This window comes from bacterium, from assembly GCA_035295165.1.
Lineage (GTDB): Bacteria > Sysuimicrobiota > Sysuimicrobiia > Sysuimicrobiales > Segetimicrobiaceae > JAJPIA01.
Genome location: DATGJN010000098.1, coordinates 1 through 22,398, shown reverse-complemented (window position 1 = coordinate 22,398; position 22,398 = coordinate 1). Strand labels below are relative to the sequence as shown.

Below are 22,398 nucleotides of genomic sequence, written 5' to 3'. Positions count from 1 at the left end.
CCCCGGATATTCCCGCGGGGACGCGCTCGGCGGCAGCCGCCGGCGGACGGTCCACCGCGACCGGGGCGTCGTCCGCCGCGAGCGGGCGCGCGGAGCGCGGGGCCGCCACCGGGGGAACGTCGGCCGCGACGGGAGCCTCCTTCGCGGTTGGCGAGCGTCGCCCCGCAGGGGCGGCCGGCGATGCGCCCGTCGTGGTCCGGCCGTTGATCTGCGCGATCACCGCGCCGACCGGGGCACGGCCGCCGTCCGGTACGAGGATCTCCGAGAGCGTGCCCGCCGCCTCGGCCTCGATCTCCACGTTCACCTTGTCCGTCTCGATCTCCGCCAGCACATCGCCTCGCGCGACGCGGTCGCCGACGCGCTTCCGCCAGGAGAGGACCCTCCCCTCCGTCATCGCGTCGCTCATCTTAGGCATGATGACCTCGGCCATGATCCACCCCGGCCGGCGCTAGGCGACCGTGCGCCGGACCGCCTCCACGATCTTCGTTTCGTTCGGTTGCGCGAGCACCTCGAGATTCCGGGCGTACGGCATCGGGACGTCCGCGCCCGATACGCGGACAACCGGGGCGTCGAGATCGTCGAAGCAACGCTCGTAGATGCCGGTCACGACCTCCGCCGCCACCCCGAACATCGCGCCCTGCTCCTCCACGACCACGGCGCGATGGGTCCCCCGCACGCTGTCGGCGACCGTCGCCATATCCAGGGGACGCAGCGTGCGTAGGTCGATCACGTCGCACTCCACGCCGTCCGCGGCGAGCTGCGTGGCCGCGGCCAAGGTTAGGTGCAGCATCCGCCCGTGGGTGACCAGCGTCGCGTCGCGCCCTTCGCGCACCTTCGCCGCGCAGCCGAACGGCACCAGATGGTCGCCGGCCGGCACCTCGCCGCGCACGCCGTACAGCGAGGCGCTCTCGAGGAAAATCACCGGGTCGCTCCCGCGGATCGCGGCCCGCAGCAGGCCCCGCGCGTCGGCAGGCGTGGCGGGCGAGGCGACCAGGAGCCCCGGGAAATACCCGTACAACGACTCCAGGGCCTGGGAGTGCTGGGCCGAGAGCTGTACGCCCGTCCCGTTCGGGCCGCGGATCACCATCGGCACGCCGACCTGGCCGCCCGAGAAGTATCGAATCTTCGCCGCGTTCTGGATGATCTGGTCCGCGCCGACGAGCGAGAAGTTCCAGGTCATCACCTCGATCACGGGGCGCAGGCCCAGCATCGCCATCCCGATGCCGCAGCCGATGAAGCCGAGCTCCGAGATCGGCGTGTCGATCACCCGCTTTCGCCCGTACCGCGCGAGCAGGCCGTCCGTCACGAGGAACGTGCCGCCGTACACTCCGATGTCCTCGCCGAGGAGCAGCACCCGGGGATCCCGATCCATCTCCTCGATCAGGGTGCCTTTCAACGCGTCGCGGTAGGTCAGCTCGGGCATCGGCGTCCCTCCGCCCGCCCGCGGCGCCGGCGCGTCACGGGCGCACCTCCCCGTCCGCGTAGATGTCCGTGAACAGCTCGTCGGGCGCGGGTTCCGGACTCGCGTCGGCGAACGTCACGGCGTCTTCCACCCGGCGGTCGACCTCCGCGGCGATCTGTTCGACCTTGGAGTCGTCCAGCGCCCCCGCCTCCCGCAGCCGTCGCTCGACCCGGATGATGGGGTCACGCTCCCGCCACTCTTCGATCTCGGACTTCTCGCGGTAGGGCTGAAGCAGGTCGGCCGCGCCGTGCGCCGCATACCGGTACGTCAGCGTCTCGATCGCCCAGGGGCGGCCGGTGCGACGGACCTCGTCCGCGCCGCGGCGGACCACCTCGTAGACCACGGCGGGATCCATGCCGTCGCACTGCTCGTTGGGAATGTCGTACGCGCCGAAGCGCGACGCCAGGACCGTCACGGCGGAGGACCGCGGCACCGAGGTCCCCATGCCGTACTGGTTGTTCTCGATCACGAACACCACCGGGCAGAGTCCCTCGTGCCCCCACAGCCCCGCGAGGTTCGCGGCTTCGTGGAACGCGCCCGTGTTCAGCGCGCCGTCGCCGAGGAAGCACACGCACAGGCGGTCCCCACTGTCCTCGTATCGCAGGGCGTACGCGGCGCCGACCGCGAGCGGCACGTGACCGCCGACGACCCCGTACCCGCCGTAGAACCCGCGCGACACGTCGAACAGGTGCATCGACCCCCCCTTGCCCTTGCACAACCCGGTCGCTTTGCCGTACAGCTCCGCCATCACCACCCCGGGATCTGAACCGCGCAGGAGCACGTACGCGTGATCGCGGTACGACGCGAACAAGACGTCGTCGTCGCGCAGCGCGGCGAGCGCCCCGACCGCGACCGCCTCCTGGCCGCTGTACAGGTGCAGATACCCGCCGATCTTGCCGCGGCGGAAGCTCCGCTCCGCCTGCTCCTCGAAGCGGCGGATGAACACCATGGAACGATACCACTCCAGGAGGGTGCTCGTGTCAACCCTGCGGTGCTCGACCTTCTTCACCATCGCGCTCCACCCGCGCAGACCTGCATGCCATCCAGTCGCGTCCAACAGGTATTCCCCGGCAGCGCCCGACCCCCTCTCGGCCGGGCGAGGATCTCGGACGGCGCCCCCGATCCGCCCGGAAACAGGACCCCGTTTGGGCCGGACAGAAGCACACCGCCGCACGGCATGACGCGATTGACGCCGCCCGTGCCCGAGGGGTTCCGTCCGTGAGCCAGCCGCGAATCACCACGCTGTTCTGCGACATCGGCGGGGTGTTGTTGACCAACGGGTGGGACCGGGCCGCCCGCAGGCTGGCGGCGGAGCAGTTCCAGCTCGACCCCGCCGCGCTCGACGAACGGCACCATTTCGTGTTCGATACGTACGAGGAAGGCAAGTCCACGCTCGACGAATACCTGAGCCACGTCGTGTTCTACGAGCCGCGGCCGTTCACGCGCGACGCGTTCAAGGCGTTCATGTTCTCCCGGTCGCAGCGGCTGCCCGGCATGATCGAGTTTCTCCAGCAACTGCGAACGCGCCATCGCCTCAAGATCTTCGCGCTCAGCAACGAAGGCCGCGAGTTGACCCTGCATCGGGTCCGCACGTTCCGGCTGACCGACCTCATGGACGCGTTCGTCTGCTCGTGCTTCGTACACGTCCGGAAGCCGGACGCGGACATCTTCCGGATCGCGTTGGACGTCGCCCAGGCGACGCCGGCGGAGGCGGTCTACGTCGACGACCGCGCGATGTTTGCGCAGATCGGCGGCGAGCAAGGACTCCACGCGATCCACCACACCGGCGTGGACACCACGCGGGCCGAGCTCGCCTCGCTCGGGCTCGAGGCCCCATGAGCCCGACACGCGGTCCCGCGGGAGACGCGGCATGAGCGGCGGCGCCTATCACCTCGGCATGGTGGGGCTCGGCACGATGGGCCGCAACCTCCTCCTCAACATGGCGGATCACGGGTATGCGGTCGCCGGCTACGACAAGGACGCCGCCCGGGCGCAGACGTTGCGGGAAGAGGCGGGCGACCTCCAAATCGGCGCGACCGCGCGTCTCGATGAGTTCATCGCGATGCTGCGCGCCCCGCGCGCGGTGATGATGCTGGTGCCCGCGGGGTCCGTGGTGGACGCGGTGATCGGCGACCTCCTACCCCACCTCCAGCCGGGCGACGTGCTGATCGACGGAGGCAACTCGTTCTTCAAGGACACCGACCTGCGCGGGAAGATGCTCACCGACCGCGGCCTCCAGTTCCTGGGGGTCGGCGTCTCGGGCGGCGAGGCCGGCGCGCGGCGCGGCCCCAGCCTGATGCCGGGCGGGCCGCCGGACGCGTACGAACGGGTGCGCCCCGTCTTCGAGGCCGTCGCCGCGAAAGTCGGGGCCGATCCGTGCGTGGCGTACATGGGTCCCGGGTCGGCGGGGCACTATGTGAAGATGGTCCACAACGGCATCGAGTACGGGCTCATGCAGCTCATCGCCGAAGCCTACGACCTGATGAAGCGTGGCCTCGGCCTCGGCGAAGATGACCTCCACGCGGTGTTCGCGCGCTGGAACACGAGCGAGCTGGCCGGGTATCTCATCGAGATCACGGCGGAGATCTTCCTGAAAGTCGACGACCGCACCGGGAAACGTCTGGTGAACGTGATCCTGGACGCGGCGAAGCAGAAGGGCACCGGGATGTGGACATCCCAGAACGCGATGGACCTGCACGTCCCGATTCCCACGATCGACATGGCGGTGGCGATGCGCGACCTCAGCGGCCTGGAGGCGGAGCGGACCGCCGCGAGCCGCCGACTCGCGGGGCCCGCTCCGACGCTGCGCGACGAGCGCGGCGCGTTTGTCGCCGCGCTCGGAAACGCGCTGTACGCCTCGATGCTCCTCACCTACGCGCAGGGTGTGGCGACGCTTCACCGCGCGTCCACCGCCTACGGCTACGGCATCGACCTCGAGACCGTCGCCCGCATCTGGCGCGGCGGCTGCATCATCCGCGCGGCCGCGCTGGAGAAGATTCGCGCGGCCTATCGCGCGCGGCCCGATCTGCCGAACCTGCTGCTCGACCCGGCGCTCGGCACGGAGGTGGCGGACCGTGCCGACGACCTGCGCGGGATCGTCGGCCGGGGGACGGCGGCGGGCATCCCGGTACCGGGGTTCGCCGCGTCGCTCGCGTATCTCGACGGCTACCGCAGCGCGTGGCTTCCGGCCAACCTCATCCAGGCGCAGCGCGACTATTTCGGCGCGCACACGTACGAGCGCATCGACGACAAGGGCGTTTTTCACACGGAGTGGAGCCGTGAGTGACCGCCGCCCGGCCCCCGCCGGCACCCGGCCGGGGCCGACCAGCATCGTGATCTTCGGCGCCGGCGGGGATCTTGCGTGGCGCAAGCTCGTCCCCGCGCTCTACAATCTGTTCCTGGACGAGTGGCTGCCGACCGAATTCGCCGTGGTCGGCGTCGACCGTAAGCCCCTCGAGGATGATGCGTTCCGGCAGCACCTCCGCGACGGCGTGGACCAGTTCTCGCGACGAGGCCGCGCCGACGATGCTTCGTGGCGCGCCTTCGCCGGCCGGATCTCGTTCCTGTCGCTCGATTTCGTCAACTCCGGAGGCGGCGAAGCGATCGCCGCGCACCTCGAACCCATCGAGCAGAAATGGACCGCCCCCGCAAACCGTGTGTTCTATCTGGCGACGCCGCCGATGGCGGTCGCGACGATCGTCGACCGCCTGAACGAGGCCGGGTTGACCCGCGGGGACGAACGCGTCCGCATCGTCGTCGAGAAGCCCTACGGCCGTGACCTCGAGTCCGCGCGCACGCTGACGCGGACGCTGTACCGCCTGTTCGAGGAACGGCAGATCTACCGCATCGATCACTACCTCGGCAAGGAGACCGTCCAAAACATCCTGGCGTTCCGCTTCGCCAACGCGTTGATCGAGCCGGTCTGGAACCGCCGGTACGTCGACCACGTGCAGATCACGGTCGCCGAGGAGGTCGGGGTCGAGCACCGCGGGGGGTACTACGAGCGGGCCGGGGCGCTCCGGGACATGGTGCAGAACCACCTCCTCCAGATCCTGTGCCTGGTGGCGATGGAGCCACCCGTGTCGTTCGCCGATGAGGAGATCCGCAACAAGAAGACAGACGTGCTCCGCGCGCTGCGGCCGATTGATCCGGACCACGTCGGCGACGTCGCGGTGCGGGGCCAGTACGGACCCGGTGTCAGCGGCGGGAAGCCGGTTCCCGGGTACCGCCAGGAACCGGACGTCGCGCCGCCCTCAACGACCGAGACGTTCGCGGCGATCAAGTTCTTCGTGGACAACTGGCGCTGGCAGGGCGTCCCATTCTACGTGCGGACCGGCAAGCGCTTGCCGGCCAAGGCGTCTGAGGTCTCGATCCTGTTCCACCCCGCTCCCCATCAACCGTTTCCCGCGTCGGCGATCGAACACTGGCAGCCCAACCGGCTGGCGATCCGCATCCAACCCGCGGAAGGGATCCTGACCCGGCTGCAGGCGAAGCGCCCCGGCCCGGTCATGCATCTCGATCCGGTGGACATGCTGTTCTCGTACGAGCAGGCGTTCCGCACCCCCTCGCCTGAGGCCTATGAGACCCTGTTGCTCGACGTGATGCGGGGCGACGCCACCCTCTTCATGCGCGACGACCAGGTCGACGCGGCGTGGTCGGTGGTCAGCCCCGTGCTGGCGGCGTGGGCGGCGCGGATGCCGACACACTTTCCCAACTACGCGTCCGGCAGTTGGGGCCCAGAAGCCGCGGACGCGCTGCTTGCGAACGACGGACGTCGGTGGATGCTCCCCACGAGCCTGGAAAAACCCGCGCACGATTCGTGACCGGCACGTCCGCCGGCGGAGCTCGGGGCGGCCTCGGGCACATCGAGCTCTGGTACTTGGCCTATGCCCTGTTCGGTGTCAGCGTCGCCGGCGGCCTGCCGATCCTGCTGCCGCTGACGGTCATCCGGGGTGGAACCGCCGGCCAGATCGGGCTCGTCATCGCGTCGATGAACCTGGGGAGCATCGCCGCGCCGCTGTGGGGCGAACTCGCCGATCGCTGGCGCGTGCATCGGGCGCTGCTGGCGGGAGGCATGGCGGTCACGGCCTCGGCCGTCGGCGCGTTTGCGTTTGCGTCCCACATCGGCACGTGGGTGCTGCTCGCCCTCCTGCTCGGGCTCGGCTCGTCCGCCGCGTCCACGGTCGCGTATATGTTCGTGGTGGAGGTCTATCCAAAAGACGAATGGTCCGTCCGCATCGGCGGGCTGCAAACAGTCTACGGCCTCGGCTGGATCAGTGGCCTCGTCCTGGCGGGGGCGACGGGCCGCACGGACCTGAGGGCCGGGCTGCTGATCTGCGGCGCGCTGACCGCGGCCGGCGCGGTGCTCGGCTGGCCGGCGACGCGCACACCGCCCCGCCTCTCGACCGGCCGGCCCGTGGTGGATGCCCCGGTTCCGGTGATGCACGTTGAGCACGGGCCCGGCAGCCTCTCCCGAAACTTCCACGCGCTGCGCCTCGAAACGCTGCGCTCGCTCGGCAAGACGCTCGCCACGCCGTTCGGCCGCTTCCTCGGCACATGGCTGCTGGCGGACGCGGGAGGGCCTGCATACTACGCGGTCTATCCGGTGTTGATGCAGCACGTCTTCCAGGTCGGCCCCGCGCGTGCGTCCCTCAGCTACGCGGCTGCGGTCGTGATCTCGCTCTTCCTGTACGCCCCGGCCGGACGGTTGACGAACCGGCTGGGGGCGACCCGCGTACTGCAATTGGGATTCGCCGTCCGCCTGCTTGCGCTCGTGATCCTCGCGGCGCTCGCGTACGCGCCGGTGCCCGGCCGGAGTGCCTGGGCCGAACTGTGGTTCGCGGTCGTCGTGACGTCCTGGGCCCTGATCGGCGTCAGCGGCGTGGCGGTCGCCGCACAGCGCGCCCCGATGGGCGAAGGCGAAGCGATCGGCATCTTCACCGCGACGACGGCGCTTGCGGGGGCGGCCGGCGCCGCGATCGGGGGCGCCGCAGCCGATCGGTGGGGCTACGGCGCGGTCCCGGTGGTGGGCGCCGCCTGCATCATCACCGGTCTGTTGATCAGCGCGGCCGACCCCGGCCCGCGAGGGTCCGCGCCGGCTTCGGCCATGGACGGTCTCCGGGGCGACGGCTCAGGTCACCCGCCGGGAGGACGGATTGTCGGGTAGGATGGTTCCTGGAGGGCACCGACGATGGACGATCCCGCAACGCAGGCACCAGGGTGGCCCGGCTCCCCGGCGCGATGGACATCGAGCGCCAAGACCGGCGTGGGCACGGCGCTGAGCTTCGCGAGCCGCATCTGGTTCACACTGAGTCACGGCATCCTGAATGAGGTGTACTGGCCGCGGCAGGACCGGGCCTGCACGCGCGACATGGGCCTGATCGTCACGGACGGACACACGTTCTTTTCGGAGGAGAAGCGCCATACTCGCTCGGAGGTATTCCGCGCGGCGCCCGGGGTGCCGGCCTACCGGGTCGTCAACACCTGTCTCAACGGGCGGTACCGCATCGAGAAGGACATCATCGCGGATCCCGCGCGCGACTCAGTTCTCCAGCGGACGCGCTTCGTCCCGCTCACCGGCAGCGTACAGGACTATCACCTGTACGTACTGCTTGCGCCCCATCTCAGCAACCACGGCGGTGGCAACACCGCGTGGACCGACGCGTTCAAAGGCGCGCCGATGCTGTTCGCGGAACGGGACGGAAGTGCGCTCGCCCTGGGGTGCTCCGCGCCATGGCGCGCGCGGTCGGTGGGATTTGTCGGGGTCTCGGACGGCTGGCAGGACCTGGTCCGGAACAAACACCTGACGTGGGCATACCCGCGGGCCGAGAACGGCAACGTCGCGCTCGTCGCAGAAATCGACCTCCAGGCCGCCGACGGCGAGTGTGTGCTCGCGCTGGGATTTGGCGCGGACGCGGCCGAGGCGGGCCATCGGGTCATCGCCAGTCTGCTCGACGGCTTCGAGCCGGCAAAAGACACCTACGTGCGGCGCTGGCAGGAGTGGCAGCGCAGCCTCACCAAGGCGCCGGGGCGCGGCGCCCCGAGCGCGCCCATCGAGGCGGGGAAGGACGTGTACCGAACGAGCGCCGCGGTGCTGCGGACCCATGAGTCGAAGACGTTCCCCGGGGGCATGATCGCGAGCCTCTCGATCCCGTGGGGGTTCGCGCAGGAGGACGGCGACCTGGGAGGCTACCACCTCGTGTGGCCCCGCGACCTCGTCGAGTCCGCAAGCGGCCTGCTCGCCGCCGGGGGCATCCAAGATGTCCGCCGTGTACTGCACTACCTTCGGGTGACGCAGGAAGAGGACGGCCACTGGCCCCAGAACATGTGGCTGGACGGCTCCCCGTACTGGGGAGGCGTCCAGATGGACGAAACCGCGTTGCCGATCCTGCTCGTGGACCTGCTGCGGCGCGGCGGCCACCTCGATGCCATCGGCGTCCAGCGCTACTGGCCGATGGTCCGTAACGCCGCCGGGTTCGTCGTGCGCAACGGGCCGGTGACCCAGCAGGACCGCTGGGAGGAAGACCCCGGGTACTCGCCGTTCACGCTTGCCGCAGAGATCGCCGGGTTGCTCGCCGCCGCGGACCTCGCGGAGTTAAACGGGGACGCCGCCGTGGCGTGCTACCTACGCGAGACCGCGGACATCTGGAACGCGAACGTCGAACGCTGGACGTACGTCGCGAACACCGATCTTGCCAGACGATTGGACGTTCGCGGCTACTACGTCCGCATCGCGCCCCCCGACGTCGCCGAATCCGCGTCGCGCGACGGGTTCGTGCCGATCAAGAACCGACCGCCCGGCAGCAGCGCCGCGCCGGCCTCGCAGCTCATCAGCCCCGACGCGCTCGCGCTCGTCCGGTTCGGTCTCCGGGCGCCGGACGATCCCCGCATCGTCGACACGGTCAGGGTGATCGACGCCCTCCTCAAGGTGGACACTCCGGCCGGCCCGGCGTGGCACCGATACAACGGCGATGGCTACGGGGAGCACGAGGACGGCCGCGCGTTCGACGGCACCGGAGTCGGCCGCGCGTGGCCGCTGCTCACGGGCGAGCGCGCGCACTACGAACTCGCGGCTGGCCACCGCGAAGTCGCCGAACAGCTCCTCCGGACGATGGAAGCGTTCGCGAGCGACAGCGGGCTGATCCCGGAGCAGGTGTGGGACGGTCCCGATCTCCCGGCGCGGGAGCTGTTCTTCGGACGGCCGTCAGGGTCTGCGATGCCGTTGGTATGGGCGCACGCGGAGTACATCAAGCTGCACCGCTCGATCGCGGACGGCCGCGTGTTCGACATGCCTCCGCAAGCGGCCGCCCGCTACCGCGCAGGCCGTGAAACCGCGGGCGGCCGCTACACGCCGTGGCGCTTCAACAACAAGAGCCGCGCGCTCGCGGCCGGCACCACGCTGCGCGTGGAAACGCTCGCGCCCGCGGTGGTCCACTGGAGCGACGACGCGTGGCGGACGGTCCGGGACAGCGCATCGCAGGACACCGGCCTCGGCGTCCACGTGGCGGACATTCCGACGGCCGCACTCGCCCGGGGCGCCGACGTCCGGTTCACGTTCTACTGGCCGCAGGCCGCACGGTGGGAAGGCGTCGACTTCACGGTCATCGTGGAGTGATGTGGTACAATGCCCGTGACGGGCCCCGCACACCGACCCGACACCACACGCCCGATCGGACAACCGATGCGCATCAGGATTGCGACCTGCCAGTTTCCCGTCGACGCCGATGTCCGCCGCAACGCACGGTACGTGCTGCGGCAGATGCGCGCCGCGAAGGAGCGCGGCGCGCGCGTTACGCACTTTCCCGAGTGCGCGCTCTCGGGCTACGCGGGCGCGGACTTCGCGTCCTACGACGGATTCGATTGGGCGCGGCTCGCCGCGTGCACGGACCCGGTCCTCGATCTGGCGCGCCGGTTGCGGCTCTGGGTCGTCCTGGGGTCGACTCACCGGCTGACCGGCAGGCACAAGCCGCACAACAGCCTCTACATCGTCGACGACCGCGGCGCCGTCGTCGACCGCTACGACAAACGGTTCTGCGCGGGAGACCGGTCGGGACGGACGGGCGACCTCGCCCACTACAGTCCGGGTGACCGCAGCAGCGTGTTCACGGTCGACGGCGTCCGGTGCGGCGCCCTGATCTGCCACGACTACCGGTATCCGGAACTGTATCGCGAGTACACGCGCAGGGGCGTTCACGTGGTGTTCCACTCCTATCACGCCGGCCACATCACACCGAAACGCCTCACGGACATGCGCGAGTATGTCGGCGCCAGGTTCCGCACGCTCAACAGAGGCGGCACCCTGCCGGGAATCACGATGCCCGCAACGATGGTGGCCGCCGCCGCCACCAACCACGTCTGGATCAGCTGCAGCAACACCTCCGCGCGGGAGAGCTGCTGGGCGAGTTTCTTCGTGCGCCCGGACGGCGTCGTGACCGGCCGGTTGCCGCTGAACAGGGCGGGCGTCTTGATCTCGACGGTCGACACACGCGAACCGATCTATGACTCCACGGTCTCGTGGAGGGCTCGTGCCATGCGCGGCGTCTTGCACAGCGGCACGCTGGTCAACGACCGGCGGTCGGCGCAGCGGACGCGGCTCTAACCGCCGCGCGACCTCCGCGCGGAGCCGTCCGCGCCGTGCACGGACTGCGCGGTCGCCGTCGAGGAACGGACGGGACCGCCTTGGGGGGGACGCTTGTGGAGATTCGTCTGGACAAGAAGCGCGCGGTGGTGACCGGCGCCAACTCCGGCATCGGCGAGGCGATCGCGCTTGAGCTTGCGGGCGCGGGAGCCCGCGTGTGCGTGAACTACGTCGTACATCCCGAGGCGGCGGAGCAGGTGGTCGCGCGCATCACGAGCGCGGGCGGTGACGCGCACGCCCTCGCGGCGGACGTCTCGGACGCGGCGCAGGTCGCGCAGATGTTCTCCGCGCTCGACCGGACCTGGGGCGGCATCGACGTCCTCGTCAACAACGCCGGGGTCGATGGACCGCGCGCCCCCGCATGGGAGTACTCGCTGGACGCGTGGCGCCGGGTGCTGGCGATCAACCTTGACGGCGCGTACGCGTGCGCGCGCGAAGCGCTCCGGCGCATGATCCCGCAGCGGGGCGGGGTCGTGCTCAATCTCACCTCGGTGCACGAGTTCATTCCCTGGACCGGGTACACCGCGTACACCGCCAGCAAGGCCGGCCTCAGCATGCTGACGAAGACGCTCGCGCAGGAGGCCGCGCCCCACGGAGTCCGCGTCCTGGCGATCGCTCCGGGCGCGATCCAGACGCCGATCAACGCGGACGTGTGGGAAGATCCGTCGACCCGGGCCGACCTGATGAGCAAGATCCCGATGGGGCGGATGGGCCGGCCGGACGAGATCGCCAAGATGGCGGTCGTGCTCGCCTCCGACGTCGCCGGCTACATCACCGGCACGACAGTGCTCGTGGACGGCGGCATGACGCTCTACCCGTCGTTTATGCACGGGGGCTAGGAGGCCGCACGTGGACGCCTATGATGTCATCATCGTCGGCACGGGCGCCGGCGGGGGCACCCTCGCGTACGCGCTCGCGCCGACGGGCAAGCGGATCCTCCTGCTGGAACGCGGCGGCTACCTCCCGAGGGAAAAGGCCAACTGGGACCCCGGCGCAGTTTTCCCCGACGCGCGCTACAAGACGGCCGAGGTCTGGCACGACGGCGCCGGGCGCGCATTTCGTCCGGAGATGAACTACTACGTCGGCGGCAACACGAAGGTGTACGGTGCGGCGCTACTGCGGATGCGCGAGCGAGACTTCGGCGAGGTTCGCCATCACGACGGGCTCTCGCCGGCGTGGCCGCTCGCCTACGCCGACTTCGAGCCATACTACGCCGCGGCGGAGCACCTGTACATGGTGCACGGACGCCACGGCGAGGACCCGCTCGACCCGCCGTCGTCGCGCGCGTACGCGTTTGCGCCGCTCCGCCACGAGCCGCGCATCCAGGGGATCGCCGACGCCCTGCGCGCGGAGGGACTGCACCCGTTCCCGCTGCCGATGGCGATCAACCGTGACGACGCCGCACCCCGCGCGCGCCCGTGCATCCGGTGCGACACGTGCGACGGATTCCCGTGCCTCGTGGATGCGAAGTGCGATGCCCAGGTGACCTGCGTGGATCGCGCGGTGACCCATGGCAACGTCACGCTGCGGATCAACGCCCGCGTGACCGGTCTGCGCACGAACGCGGCGGGAACCGAGGTCACCCAGGTCGACGCCGAGATCGACGGGGCGACCGAGGCGTTTTCCGGCGGGATCGTCGTCATCGCCTGCGGGGCAATCAACTCCGCCGCGTTGCTCCTGCGCTCCGCCGGCGATCGGCATCCGCGCGGCCTCGCAAACTCGTCCGACCAAGTCGGCCGCAACCTCATGCTCCACAACAACTCGGCGATGCTCGCCGTGTCCGCCACCACCGCGAATCCCACGGTCTTCCAGAAGACCCTCGGCCTCAACGACTTCTACTTCACCGGACCGGATGTGGACTACCCGCTCGGCCACATCCAACTCATGGGGAAGTCGAAGCCGGAGATGCTCCGGGGGGAAACCCCGGCGGTGACCCCGTACGGCGCGCTCGAGTACGTGACCGGCCACGCCGTGGACTGGTGGATGACCACGGAGGACCTGCCCCGTCCCGACAACCGAGTGACGCTGGACGCAGCTGACCAGATCGTCCTCACCTACGCGCCGAACAACGAGGAACCGCACCGTCGGTTGGTGGGGCTCCTCGAACAGATGCTCCGGCGAACGGGACACGCGCACACGTTCCTGCCCCACACCGCCTATTTCGCCAAGCGGGTACCGCTCGCCGCCGTGTGTCATCAGGTGGGCACGTGTCGCTTCGGCACGGATCCCCGAACGTCCGTGCTCGATCTCATGTGCCGGACGCACGACGTCGCGAATCTCTACGTCGTGGACGGCAGCTTCTTCCCGTCGATTTCCTCCGTGAACCCGTCGTTGACGATCATCGCGAACGCGCTTCGCGTCGCCGAGCACCTGCGCGCGCGCCTGGGTGCCGCGTAGCCCGAGCGAGGATCCCGCATGGCGCCGCGGCCGGCTGAGATCGCCGTCGTCTACCTGTCCGGGCTCGCCCAGGGGGTCGCCCTCGTGACCTTTCCGGCGCTCGGCGGCGTGCTGACCAGTCCGCGCCTCTACGGCCTGAGCGCCAGCCGGTACGGAGCGTTGTTCCTCCCGCTCGTCGTCCTGGCGATCATCGCCTCCAGCCTGAGTCCGCGGCTCGCGAGCCGCGTCGGCATGAAGTGGGTGCTCGTCGGCGGCCTGTGCGCCAACGTGGTGTCGATGGGCGTGCTCGTCCTCAGCCAGCGCGTGACCGGACGGCCAGACGCCGCCTACGGCGCGCTGCTCGTGGCCACAGCGGCGTTGGGCGCCGGGTTCGGCGCCACGCTCACGGCGCTCAACACGTATGTGCAGACGCTCTTCCCGACGCGCACCGAGGCCGCGCTGCCAGCGCTCCACGCGTTTCTCGGGACCGGCACGACGCTCGCGCCGGTGCTCGCCGCGGTCTTCATGCGGGGAACTGCGTGGTGGCTCCTGCCGTCCGGTGTCGCGCTCGCCCTGCTCGGACTCGTGGCGGCCAGCCTCACGCAACGCCTTCGCGCGGCATCGGACGCACGCGGTCCGGCGTCGATCCGCGCGGCCTTCCCTCCCCGGTTCGCGCGACGCCTGTGGGTCTACGCGGGCGCGGTGGCGTTGTACGGGACCTGCGAAACGCTCTTCGGCAACTGGGCCACGATCTATCTGCACGGGGACGCGGGCGTCTCCGCGTACTGGGCCGACGTGGCCCTCGCCGCGTTCTGGGCGATGGTCACCGCCGGACGGATCGGCGCAGCCGCCGTCTCGGCCTGGGTCCCCGAGACCGGGATCTACCGCGCGCTCCCGGTCTTGGTCCTGGCCGCGTTCGTCGCGATCCCGCGCGTCGGCGGGGCCACGGCGGGCGTGGTTGCGTTCGGTTTCGCGGGGCTCGCGTGCTCCGCATTCTTCCCGCTCAGCATCAGCTTCGCGGAGGACGAACTGTCCGGGTGGGCCGCGACGGCATCGGGCACGCTGGTCGCAGTGTACATGGTGGGCTACGGAATCGGAGCGTACGGAGTGGGCGCGGCCCGCGACGCAGGACACCTCACCCTGTCCGCGATCTACACCGCCGCGGCCGTTCTCGCGGCTGGCATGGCGGTGTTGGCCGTGCTGGTGACGCGGTCGAGCGGCGCGTCGCGATGATGGTATACTTGACCCGCGCCACATTCCTCATCAGTCGGAAAGGGGGCAGCATGCCCGTATGGAACGTCACGCGATCTTTCCCCCGGGGCGCCCGCGCCCGACCTCGCCTTACTCGCCTGGCATTCGCCTGGACGACCTCGTCTTCACCTCCGGCCAGGTCGGCACCGACGCTACCGGGAAGGTCCCGGCGGACATTCGCGAGCAGACGCGCAACTGCATCGAGAACTGCAAGATCGTCCTCGAGGCCGCCGGTTCCGGTCTACGCCACGTCGTCAAGGTGACCGTATTCCTCACCGACATCGCGGACTTCGCGGCGATGAACGAGGTGTACCGGAGCGCGTTCGCCGGAGACCTCCCCGCGAGGAGCACGGTCCAGGTGGCCGCGCTCGCGCGACCGGAACTGCACGTCGAGATCGAGATGATCGGGTACCTCCCGTAACCGCCGCGCGGGACCGCATCGCCCCTGCCGGGCCGACGCGGACACGCCTAGTACACGGGGGGTGCGTACACGTTCACGGTCACGAGCGGTGCCGTACCCGTGTTGCGGATCTCGTGGGGCTCGCCCGCTTCGATGAGGAGAAGCGTTCCCGCGTCGAGCGCGCACGTCCGCGGGCCGACGGTCGCCCGCCCCGTGCCGGAGATCACATAGAGCCATTGGTCCGACTCGACGTGCGCGTTGTCGTCGCCACCGGTCGATTCACCCGGCGCGAGGACCATCGTCGCCGCCTGCGAGCGGCCCGTCCCCGCAACGACGTCGAAGAACCCGCGCGCGCCGGCCACCCGCACCTGCCGCATGGCCCCGCGCCGCCGCTACAACTCGGCGAGCAGCCGCGTGAACCACGCCAGCCGCGGCGCCACCGCGGACACCCTAATGTGCTCGTGGTCCGCGTGTCCGCCGTCGCCCACCGCGCCCAGCCCGTCGAACGTCGGGACTCCCACGGCGGCGGTGAAGTTGCCGTCGCTGCCACCCCCGGTCCCGGTCGCGGCGAGCTCGACCCCTTCGTCCGCGGCGAGCCGCCTCGCGAGCTCGTAGAGACGCCGCGACGCGGGCGTCTCCTCCATCGGCGGACGGTTCAGGCCGCCTGTGATCCGTGCCGAGGTTCCCTGCACGAACGTCGGCCGCGTCTTGATCCGCTCGTCCGCGCGGCGCGCCTCGTCCATCGTGCGCACCCGGAGATCGATCTCGGCCTCGGCGGACGCGGCGATCACATTCGACCGCGTGCCGCCGCGCACTACGCCGACGTTCAGGGTGGTGCCCTTCGCGGCATCGTTGATCGCGTGCAGGTCGATCACCTGATGAGCCAGCTCGAGCACGGCGCTGCGCCCCTTGTCCGGGTCGGCCCCGGCGTGACTGGCGACACCCTGCACCGACAATCGGTACATGCCCACCCCTTTGCGCCACAACTTCACCGCGCCCTCCTCACCGACGGACGGCTCCAGAATGAGCGCGCACTCCGACTCCCGGGCCAGCCGCTCGATGATCGGCCGAGAGGTGGGACTGCCCACCTCCTCCTCGGTGTTTCCGAAGAACACGAACGTCTTGTCCTTGGCCGCCCCGCTCTCGACGATCGCGCGCAGCGCCCAGACCGCCTGGATGTCGCCGTACTTCATGTCGAAGCATCCGGGCCCCGTCAGGCGGTCCCCCTCGATTCGGCACGGCAGGCGTTGGATCGTCCCGACCGGCCAGACGGTGTCGAAGTGACCGATGAGGAGCACCCGGCGCCGGCCGCCGCCGATGCGCGCCTCGAAGTGGTCGCCCCAGGTCTCTTGCCGATGCCACACGATCTCCGCGCGGGCCGCGTCGGCGAACCGGCCCGCGAGGTAGGCGCCCGCCCGGTCCACCGCGGCCTTGTCGGTGGTCGGTGACTCGAGCTCGACGAGCGTCTTGAGATCGGCCAGCACGTTTTCCACGTGCTGATCGACGAACCCGCGGTAGCGGCTCACTGGAACACCTCCTCGGGATAGGCGGCCTGGCTGAGGCGGCGCAGCTCCGCGAGGTTCTCGGGCGCCATCGTGCGGCGCCCCGTTTCGAGGTCGTGGATCAACTCGATCAGGCGCTCGTTCAGCGGCAGGCGGAACCCGTGCTCGCGCGCGATCTCCACGATCGGGCCGAGCTGTTGGTCCACCTCGGTCCGCCGGTGCCGGACGGCGAGATCCCGCCAGATGCCGCTTTTCTGTTTGAGCGAGTTCCGGTTGAACGCGGTGAGGCGGTCCAGGCTCGCCCGGATGCCGGCCCAGTCGCGCGGCGACGTGAAGCGCATCGGCCCGGGCTCGTACCCGTCAAACCCCTCGCTGCGCACACCCTCCGCCTCCGCCGTCCGGACGACCTCGGCCGCGAGGTTGGCGAGCAGCGCCGTGTTCTCCGGCGTCCCGAGGACCGCCCCCATCGTCTCGTCCACCGTGGCCGTCGCGAACAACTGCGACGCGTAGCCGAGCTTCCCCCAGAGGTAGCCCCAGATGTTCGGCGTCAGCGTGGTGTTCTTCAGGAAGGACTCGCGCATGATCGTGCCCAGCCGCTCGAGCCGCGGCGTCATCCGGCCGTCGAGCTCGCCCAGGTACAGCGCGCCGGCGCTCGCGTACATGACCCGGCCGGGCGCCTGGTAGTCGGCGCCGAAGTTGACGAACGCGCCGATCGTCTTCTCCTGGCCGATGCGACCGGCGATCACGCGCTCGTTGAGGCCGTTCTGCATCGACACCACGTAGCTGTCGGGACCGAGGAACGGCACGACCGGCTCGAGCGCGCCGGCCGTGTGCTGGGCTTTGACCGACAGCAGCACGGCCTCGGGCGCGCGGCCGCCGAGCGCGCGCCCCAGGTCGGCGGGCACGACCGCGGGCACCCGCACGCGAAACTCGTCCGCCCCCTCGATGAGGAGACCGTCACGCGCGATCGTCTTCACGTGTTCCGCGACGCTGTCCACGAACACCACATCGTGTCCCGCCCGCGCAAGGTGTGCGCCGATCGTCCCGCCGATGGCGCCCGCTCCGACCACGGTGAAGTGCATCGTTTGCCCCCCTACCAGCCGATCGCGTAGCCGTTCCGGCGTGGGTCGGCTGCACCCGCAAGCCACCCGGAACCGGCATCAACGAGGATCCCCTGCACGCCGCCGACCCGCATCGACCAGGCGCCGAGCGGGGTGACCGTGTAGCCGCGGGCCGCCATCGCGTCACGCGTCACGTCGGGCAGCCGCGCTTCCATGAACACGCCGGCGGCGGGCAGTGGATCCCCGACGTCGTCCACCCATCGGAACCGGGGCGCGGCAATCGCGTCCTGAAGATTCAACCCAAAGTCGATGAGGTTGACCAGCACCTGCACGGTCGTGACCAGGATCCCGTACGAGCCGGGCGTCCCCACGGTCCCCCAGAAGCGCCCATCCCGGAACAGATGCACCGGCGCGATCGGCCACTCGTGCATCTTTCCGGGGGCGATCGCATTCGGATGGCCCGGCGTCATCGAAAACCAATGCAGCGCGTTGTTGAGACAGACGCCCGTCCCGGGGACGACGACCCCGCTCCCGAAGCCGCTGCCGAGGCTGTGTGTGATGTTCACGGCGAGACCGCTGGCATCCACGGCCGCGAGATGCGTGGTCGACGCGCTGGTGCCGGCGGCGCCGCCCGCCGCGACCTGCCCACTGGCGCGCGGCGCCGTGCGGAGCCGTTCCGCGACCTGAGCCCGGAGGTCGTCGATGTGCGCCGCAGACAACACGCGGTCCACGGCCGGCGGAACGCGGTCCGGGTCGCCCACGTACCGGTCGGTGTCCACCCGCGCGAGCCGGGCCGCCTCCGCGACCAACCCGATGTGGTCGGGGCCAAGATGCGTCGTACGGCCCACGTCGAATCCGTCGAGAATCCGGAGCGTCTCCAGGACCTGCACCGCGCTCGTCGGCGGCGGTGACGTGTATACGGTGACTCCGCGGTAGGCGGCCTCGATCGGGGCCACCCACTTGAGCGCGCCGGGATAGGCGCGGAGATCGGCGGCGGTGATGAGGCCGCCGCGCTCGCGCATGAGACGGTCGATCTGCGCACCGAGCGGACCATCGTACAGATAGCCGGCGCCCTGCGCGGCGATCGCCCGGAACGTGGCGGCGAGATCGGGCTGTCTGAGCAGCGCGCCGACCTCCGGCACGCGCCCCCCGTGCAGGTACGTCGCGGCCCCCTCGGGCGTGAGGCGCTGGCGCAGCTCCTGACACTCCATGTGGTCGAACGGTGTGAACGGAATGCCGTGCTCCGCATATTCGATCGCCGGCTCGAGAACCCGCACGAGCGGCATCGTCCCGTAGTCCGCGAGCACGCGCGCCCACCCCGCAAGGTTGCCGGGCACGGACGGCGCCACATACCCCGCATCGGGCGGCGCCCCCGCCCCAAACCGCTCCGGGGTCGCGCCGGAGGGCGCGCGGCCGAGGAACTCGAGCACCCGCGGGGTGGCACCCGGCGGCGTCAGGACCAGCGTGCCGCACCCGGCGAGCCCGGACATGTACGGTTCCGCGACCCCGATCGCCGCGGCGGCGGCGACCACCGCGTCCACGGCGTTGCCGCCCTGTGCGAGCATGCGCACCCCGGCGAGCGTCGCGAGCGGGTTCGCGGTCGCCACCATCCCGCGCCGACCATACGCGATCGGCCGGAGCCCAAACCGCGTCGCATACGTTTCATGCGGCATCGCGCAACCTCCATCGCATAGCGTGGACGACACGAAAGGACGACGTGGTACACTCGAGCAGCATCGGTACGCAGGTCTTTGGGCCCACAGAGTGGATCTCCTGCCGACACACTGGGGCGCGAGAGAAGCACGCTGGGGACGGCCGATCGGCCGTCCCCAGCGTGCGTATCCGATCTCGTGGTCGAGTTAACGAAGCACGCGGACGTTTGCCGCCTGCGGACCCTTCCGCCCCTCGGACTCCTCGTACTCGACCTTGTCGCCCTCGTTCAACGACTTGTAGCCGTCAGCCTGGATCGCGCTGAAATGCACGAACAAGTCCTTCCCACCGTCATCGGGGGTGATGAAACCATACCCCTTCTCAGAACTGAACCACTTCACCGTACCCGCTGGCATACTATCCCACCTTCTACCCAGTGCTACCAACCGACTTTGCAGCCTGCTGATGCCGAATTATTATGCCACACCCGGAACGCGAAAGTAAAGACTGAATCGACGTGGTTAGACCGCAGGTGCGACCGCTCGACGCGGGCGGCGCCGGTCACGACGGTCCGGGTTGGGCCGGCTGGGAGGGGGTGTCGCCTGGGGCTTCCACGATCGCAACGAGCAAGTCTCGCGCATGCTCCGCCTCCGGCTGGCGGGTCAACTCCACGGCGGTGCTCTCGTAGTGCGAGAGCCGGTGGGCGGCGTCACGAACCGCACGGACCGTCGCCCGGATCCAAACGGTTTCACCGTCGGGACGGCGGACGTGCAGTTCGGTCGCCACGGTATCTCCCCCGCTCTCAAGCGCGCTAAGCGCGCGTGCGAGGTCCCGGGGTTCGACGCAGAGCGCGTTGACGTTCGCCACGAGCATGGCCTCGCGATGTCCGAATCCGAACATCGCCACCGCGGCAGGGTTCGCGTCCAGGATCTGCCCTTCCGCGGACGTGCGTACCAGGGCGATGGGGGCGTCGTCAAAGAGGCTGCGGTTCCGGCGCTCGGATTCGCGCAGTTCCCGTGCGGCGTGCTCGCGTTCCGCAACCCGGTCCAGGAGGACGGCGTTCTCGGTAGCGATCTCGAACACCCGATCCGCCCGGTATTTCAGGGCGCCGACCAGCAACGCCGTCACCGCGGTCGTCCCGCCCCATGCGATCGCGCGCCGGAGGTTATCGGCGGTGTAACCGAACAGGTGATCGGGGCTCGAGAAGACGCCTAGAAAGTAGAAGCACCCGGCTGCGGCGGCGAGCAGTGCCGCACGCAACCCTCCGACGAACCCTGAACACACGACAACCAGGAGAACGATGGGGCTCGGCACGACAAGCAGGCCCCGGCCGAACCACGCTACGGCCATCGAGGCGGCCGCGGCCAGCAGCAACCCGCCGATCTGCGGCCAGATCGGCACCTCCGCGGACTTTCGGTACCGTTGAAGTATGCGCATGCTCCGAACGACGCCGCGGCCCCGCAGTCTCGAGTCGCGGATCAATTCACCAGCAACAGTTCCCCGAAACACCGCCTTCTAGACTCCGCACGCCGTCCCGATCGTTATACGCTCCTTACACACGGCCGGTACGCTAGCCGCGACACTAGACCGCGGAGGATTCGAGCATGCGCATCTCGTTGGTCGCAGCCGCCGTTGCGGGCGCCCTGGCCCTTGCCGCGTCGGCGGCGGTGGCGTTGACCGGTGCCGCCCCCAGCTTCACCGGCGGAGGCCCATGGTTCAACACGGACGATCGCCCGCTGACCCTCGACGCCCTCCGCGGCAAGGTCGTCGGCGTGGAGATGTGGACGGCCGGGTGCATCAACTGCCTGGACGTGCTGCCGCACCTCCGTCAGTGGAACACCCGCTACCGCGACCGCGGGTTCGTGCTTGTCGGCGTTCACACGCCGGAGTTCGAACACGAGCGCGCGGTGCCGTACGTCCGTGATGCGATCGCGCGCCTGGGCATCACCTACCCGGTCGTGATGGACAACGACTACCGGATCTGGAACGCCTACCACAATGTCTACTGGCCGACCCTCTACCTGCTCGACAAGCAAGGACGCGTCCGGTACACGCACATCGGCGAAGGGGCGTACGAGGAAACGGAACAGATGATCGGCCGCCTGCTCGCGGAACCGGGCGCGCGCTAGAGTAGCGGACGAATCGGCACCACCTGCAGGATCCAGCTGTTGAACCGGTACACCCAGTCGAATAACAGCGCGGTCCCCATCACGACGAGGAACACGCCGCTCACCACCTCGAGCGCGTGCGCGTACCGGCGCGCCGCGCGAAAGACGCGCGTGGCGGCGGCGAGGAACGCCGCCGCGCAGAGGAACGGGAGGCCGAGCCCCAGGGAGTAGACGAACAGCAAGACCGCCCCGCCTCCCGCGCGCTCGGTCGTCGCGGCGAGCGTAAGGATCGCGCCCAGAATCGGGCCCACGCACGGCGTCCACGCAAACCCGAATGCCATCCCGACGAGCAGAACGCCGAGCCAGCCGGTCGGGCGGCGCGTGATGAGCACGCGGCGCTCTCGCGCCAGGCCGGGCACGGACACGACACCCAACACGGCAAGCCCGAACAGGATCACGACGGCCCCGCCGACGCGGCTGAGCAGGTCCCGGTTCGAGAGCACAAAGCTTCCGGCGAGCGACGCGGACGCGCCGAGCGCGGTGAAGATCACCGCGAACCCCAGCACGAAAATCGCTGTTGCGCCGAGCACCTTGCCCCGGTACCGGGGATCGCCCGCCTCCAACTCCGTCAGGGACAACCCGCAGACGAAAGACAGATACCCCGGAATCAAGGGCAGGATGCACGGGGAGAAGAACCCCAGCAATCCCGCCGCGAAGGCAATCGGGAGATTCAGCGGCACGCCAAGGCCCTCCCGCTTCCCCACGCCGCGATCGGCACAGACCCGCTGCTCACTTCGAGACCAGGGACCGGATCGCCGCGTCCAGCTCGCCGCCGTCGGACGGGCCATAGCTGGCGCGGAGCAGCGTGCCGTCCCGCCCAATCAGCGCCCAGAACGGCTGCACCGTGAACCCGTACGCCTTGGCGATCCGGCCGTCGGCGTCGTACCCGAC

Annotated in this window: 21 protein-coding genes; 11 read left to right on the top strand and 10 right to left on the bottom strand. The window is 69.9% G+C overall.

The window, feature by feature from the left end; all coding sequences use genetic code 11:
- From VKZ50_17080 to VKZ50_17070, 3 genes are all read right to left on the bottom strand, one after another.
- Nucleotides 1–415: biotin/lipoyl-containing protein (locus VKZ50_17080; GenBank protein HLJ61442.1), on the bottom strand; the 415-nt coding region annotated here is incomplete at its 3' end.
- A gap of 33 nt (nucleotides 416–448) precedes the next feature.
- A complete protein-coding gene (locus tag VKZ50_17075; GenBank protein ID HLJ61441.1) occupies nucleotides 449–1,423 on the bottom strand; it encodes an alpha-ketoacid dehydrogenase subunit beta in 975 nt (324 codons plus the stop codon).
- 34 nt (nucleotides 1,424–1,457) lie between these two features.
- Nucleotides 1,458–2,474 carry a thiamine pyrophosphate-dependent enzyme gene (locus VKZ50_17070; protein HLJ61440.1) on the bottom strand — a complete coding sequence of 339 codons (1,017 nt, stop codon included), beginning with the start codon at nucleotides 2,472–2,474 and terminating at the stop codon, nucleotides 1,458–1,460.
- 206 nt (nucleotides 2,475–2,680) lie between these two features.
- Here VKZ50_17070 and VKZ50_17065 point away from each other — a divergent pair, with 206 nt between their 5' ends.
- The 10 genes from VKZ50_17065 (at nucleotide 2,681) to VKZ50_17020 (ending at nucleotide 15,147) form a co-directional block, all read left to right on the top strand.
- Nucleotides 2,681–3,301: an HAD family phosphatase gene (locus VKZ50_17065; GenBank protein ID HLJ61439.1), complete on the top strand. Its 621-nt coding sequence runs from the start codon at nucleotides 2,681–2,683 to the stop codon at nucleotides 3,299–3,301.
- Between the two features lie 31 nt (nucleotides 3,302–3,332).
- Nucleotides 3,333–4,748 carry an NADP-dependent phosphogluconate dehydrogenase gene (gene gndA, locus VKZ50_17060; protein HLJ61438.1) on the top strand — a complete coding sequence of 472 codons (1,416 nt, stop codon included), beginning with the start codon at nucleotides 3,333–3,335 and terminating at the stop codon, nucleotides 4,746–4,748.
- Nucleotides 4,741–6,285, top strand: a complete 1,545-nt coding sequence (zwf, locus tag VKZ50_17055; protein HLJ61437.1) for a glucose-6-phosphate dehydrogenase — start codon at nucleotides 4,741–4,743, stop codon at nucleotides 6,283–6,285. Before gndA ends, zwf begins: the two co-directional genes overlap by 8 nt.
- The gene (locus tag VKZ50_17050; protein ID HLJ61436.1) at nucleotides 6,282–7,628 is read left to right on the top strand and encodes an MFS transporter; all 1,347 of its coding nucleotides are present in this window, start codon (nucleotides 6,282–6,284) and stop codon (nucleotides 7,626–7,628) included. Before zwf ends, VKZ50_17050 begins: the two co-directional genes overlap by 4 nt.
- 24 nt (nucleotides 7,629–7,652) lie before the next feature.
- Nucleotides 7,653–10,076: a glucan 1,4-alpha-glucosidase gene (locus VKZ50_17045; protein HLJ61435.1), complete on the top strand. Its 2,424-nt coding sequence runs from the start codon at nucleotides 7,653–7,655 to the stop codon at nucleotides 10,074–10,076.
- A gap of 66 nt (nucleotides 10,077–10,142) precedes the next feature.
- Nucleotides 10,143–11,060 (top strand): carbon-nitrogen hydrolase family protein, encoded by a 918-nt coding sequence (locus VKZ50_17040; GenBank protein ID HLJ61434.1) that lies wholly within the window; start codon nucleotides 10,143–10,145, stop codon nucleotides 11,058–11,060.
- A gap of 95 nt (nucleotides 11,061–11,155) precedes the next feature.
- Entirely contained in the window at nucleotides 11,156–11,938 is a 783-nt protein-coding gene (fabG, locus tag VKZ50_17035) for a 3-oxoacyl-ACP reductase FabG (GenBank protein HLJ61433.1), read from the top strand.
- Nucleotides 11,939–11,948: 10 nt separating this feature from the next.
- Nucleotides 11,949–13,496 (top strand): GMC family oxidoreductase, encoded by a 1,548-nt coding sequence (locus VKZ50_17030; GenBank protein ID HLJ61432.1) that lies wholly within the window; start codon nucleotides 11,949–11,951, stop codon nucleotides 13,494–13,496.
- Between the two features lie 18 nt (nucleotides 13,497–13,514).
- Complete coding sequence (locus VKZ50_17025; protein HLJ61431.1) at nucleotides 13,515–14,708, top strand: MFS transporter; 1,194 nt, start codon at nucleotides 13,515–13,517, stop codon at nucleotides 14,706–14,708.
- 58 nt (nucleotides 14,709–14,766) lie between these two features.
- Nucleotides 14,767–15,147: a RidA family protein gene (locus VKZ50_17020; GenBank protein ID HLJ61430.1), complete on the top strand. Its 381-nt coding sequence runs from the start codon at nucleotides 14,767–14,769 to the stop codon at nucleotides 15,145–15,147.
- Nucleotides 15,148–15,194: 47 nt separating this feature from the next.
- Here the strand turns inward: VKZ50_17020 and VKZ50_17015 are convergent, their stop codons facing one another.
- The 6 genes from VKZ50_17015 to VKZ50_16990 all read right to left on the bottom strand — a co-directional run bounded on the left by VKZ50_17015 (nucleotide 15,195) and on the right by VKZ50_16990 (nucleotide 20,776).
- The gene (locus VKZ50_17015) at nucleotides 15,195–15,503 is read right to left on the bottom strand and encodes a cupin domain-containing protein (protein HLJ61429.1); all 309 of its coding nucleotides are present in this window, start codon (nucleotides 15,501–15,503) and stop codon (nucleotides 15,195–15,197) included.
- Nucleotides 15,504–15,518: 15 nt separating this feature from the next.
- A complete protein-coding gene (locus VKZ50_17010) occupies nucleotides 15,519–16,652 on the bottom strand; it encodes a M20 family metallopeptidase (protein ID HLJ61428.1) in 1,134 nt (377 codons plus the stop codon).
- The gene (locus VKZ50_17005; GenBank protein ID HLJ61427.1) at nucleotides 16,649–17,710 is read right to left on the bottom strand and encodes a 2-dehydropantoate 2-reductase; all 1,062 of its coding nucleotides are present in this window, start codon (nucleotides 17,708–17,710) and stop codon (nucleotides 16,649–16,651) included. Before VKZ50_17005 ends, VKZ50_17010 begins: the two co-directional genes overlap by 4 nt.
- Before the next feature lie 11 nt (nucleotides 17,711–17,721).
- Nucleotides 17,722–19,362, bottom strand: a complete 1,641-nt coding sequence (locus tag VKZ50_17000; GenBank protein HLJ61426.1) for a gamma-glutamyltransferase family protein — start codon at nucleotides 19,360–19,362, stop codon at nucleotides 17,722–17,724.
- Between the two features lie 186 nt (nucleotides 19,363–19,548).
- A complete protein-coding gene (locus tag VKZ50_16995; GenBank protein HLJ61425.1) occupies nucleotides 19,549–19,755 on the bottom strand; it encodes a cold-shock protein in 207 nt (68 codons plus the stop codon).
- A gap of 145 nt (nucleotides 19,756–19,900) precedes the next feature.
- Nucleotides 19,901–20,776, bottom strand: coding sequence for a PAS domain-containing protein (locus VKZ50_16990; GenBank protein ID HLJ61424.1), 876 nt, complete (start codon nucleotides 20,774–20,776; stop codon nucleotides 19,901–19,903).
- 167 nt (nucleotides 20,777–20,943) lie between these two features.
- Between VKZ50_16990 and VKZ50_16985 the strand changes: the two genes are divergently transcribed.
- Nucleotides 20,944–21,468, top strand: a complete 525-nt coding sequence (locus VKZ50_16985) for a redoxin domain-containing protein (GenBank protein HLJ61423.1) — start codon at nucleotides 20,944–20,946, stop codon at nucleotides 21,466–21,468.
- Here the strand turns inward: VKZ50_16985 and VKZ50_16980 are convergent.
- Nucleotides 21,465–22,187 (bottom strand): cytochrome c biogenesis protein CcdA, encoded by a 723-nt coding sequence (locus VKZ50_16980; protein HLJ61422.1) that lies wholly within the window; start codon nucleotides 22,185–22,187, stop codon nucleotides 21,465–21,467. The two genes, VKZ50_16985 and VKZ50_16980, sit on opposite strands and share 4 nt — an antisense overlap.
- Between the last annotated feature and the right edge of the window lie 211 nt (nucleotides 22,188–22,398).